3 protein-coding genes are annotated in these 1,503 nt (G+C 43.5%); 2 read left to right on the top strand and 1 reads right to left on the bottom strand.

The window, feature by feature from the left end; translation table 11 throughout:
• The coding region (locus Q4551_RS16095) for a hypothetical protein (protein WP_303434939.1) at positions 1-264 on the bottom strand (264 nt) is incomplete at its 3' end.
• A 29-nt stretch (positions 265-293) separates the two neighbouring features.
• On the opposite strand from Q4551_RS16095, the gene Q4551_RS16090 reads away from it, so the two are divergent.
• Together Q4551_RS16090 and Q4551_RS16085 are read left to right on the top strand one after the other, a co-directional pair.
• Positions 294-563, top strand: a complete 270-nt coding sequence (locus Q4551_RS16090; protein WP_303434936.1) for a DUF1778 domain-containing protein — start codon at positions 294-296, stop codon at positions 561-563.
• A complete protein-coding gene (locus Q4551_RS16085) occupies positions 560-1,093 on the top strand; it encodes a GNAT family N-acetyltransferase (protein ID WP_303434935.1) in 534 nt (177 codons plus the stop codon). Before Q4551_RS16090 ends, Q4551_RS16085 begins: the two co-directional genes overlap by 4 nt.
• Positions 1,094-1,503 lie beyond the last annotated feature (410 nt).

Below are 1,503 nucleotides of genomic sequence, written 5' to 3'. Positions count from 1 at the left end.
GTGATACCAAGGGGTGGCCTCGACTGAAACCTGTTGTTTTCTGGGTTTGGGCATCGTTTCTCTCCTTGTTGCGATGATGGAAATAATAGGCCAATAACCAGCGGGTTGGGTATCAGGAGAAGGTACTAGAGTGGGTGTCCTGAAAGACTCTGAAAGACTGTATTGAGCTGGGAGGATCGGTGGGTGTCTGTATTGAGAGAGGGGTTCCGGAAGCTTTCCGTACAAATTGAATGCGCTTTGATTTTGCTCTACAATCTCCAGCATTACGGAATACATCCGTACGCGGGGGACTTATGGCTACAGCGCGTTTAGATATTCGCCTTGATGAAGAGATCAAGGCAAAGGCCGAAAAAGCATCAGCGTTACTTGGTTTGAAGAGTTTAACCGAATATGTGGTTAGGCTTATGGATGAAGATGCAACACATGTAATCGCAGAGCACGAAAGTATCGTGGTTAAAGATAGTGTCTTTGATGAATTCATTGCCGCATGTGACAAAGCAAAAGCACCGAATCAAGCATTGCTTGAAGCTGCTCAATTCACAGGTGAGACCGGCATCAAGTGAGTTGGGGAAAAGAGTTCGTAGAACTTAGTAAATCTAAGCATGATCGCGACTCGTTTGATTGTGGTGAGCAAGAACTGAATATATTTATAAAAACTCAAGCTGCCAAACATATGCAAGCGGGTATTAGCCGGACTATGGTTCTACCTGGGGCTCAGCCACTTTTTAATCAGAAGTATGCAATTTGTGCGTTTTACAGCGTTGCTCCTGGCTCAATCAATCGAGAAACCTTGCCCGCACAATTAGCAAAGAAACTTCCTGGATATCCAGTTCCTGTTTTTATTTTAGCTCAGTTAGCTGTACATCAGGAATTTCATGGTTCTGGGTTGGGAAAGGTCAGTTTGATCCGTGCTCTTGAATATCTTTGGGGTGTTAATCACTATATGAGAGCTTATGCCATTATTGTAGATTGCCTTACCGATTCAGCGCAGGAATTTTATACAAAGTTTGGTTTTGAAGTTCTGTGTGAACATCGTGGCCGTATTCGTATGTTCTTACCAATGAAAACCGTAGAACAGCTTTTTAGTCGATAGATTACGAATATAAAAAAGTATCAAAAAATAATTTTCAATACAGGAATGCCTAATAAAAACACCCGATAAAACAGTTGTTATTAGGGCATAACCGACGAGAAAGCACAGATCCTATTCTGCCTGTTATGGCGACTCACAACGTCGCCAAAAATAGCTAATCGGCTGTTATTTATAAAGAATAAGTGGTTGTTTGAAGATCTGGCACACTCAGAGGAGTGGGTGTTGACGAGTGTGAAAAGGGCTCGTTATTTTTCTGCATTTGCCGCCTTGCCCTGAACAACGGCAACACTTGTGCAGAGCCGTGCAGGATTAAATAGATGACCCCCAAGCATAAGGGGACATCTATTTAATCCGGTGCTCACTCTGGGCTACCGGATGGTTTCGAATCACGAAGCCGACTTGCAGGCCTG

Source organism: Oceanobacter sp. 5_MG-2023 (assembly GCF_030548165.1).
GTDB lineage: Bacteria > Pseudomonadota > Gammaproteobacteria > Pseudomonadales > Oceanobacteraceae > Oceanobacter.
The sequence above is the reverse complement of the archived record's forward strand: the minus strand, read 5'-3'. Positions and strand labels throughout refer to the sequence as shown.

What these genes read in the sequence shown, in the direction of transcription:
- Q4551_RS16090 (WP_303434936.1), top strand. Translation starts at nt 294, where the DNA reads ATGGCTACAGCGCGTTTAGATATTCGCCTTGATGAAGAGATCAAGGCA.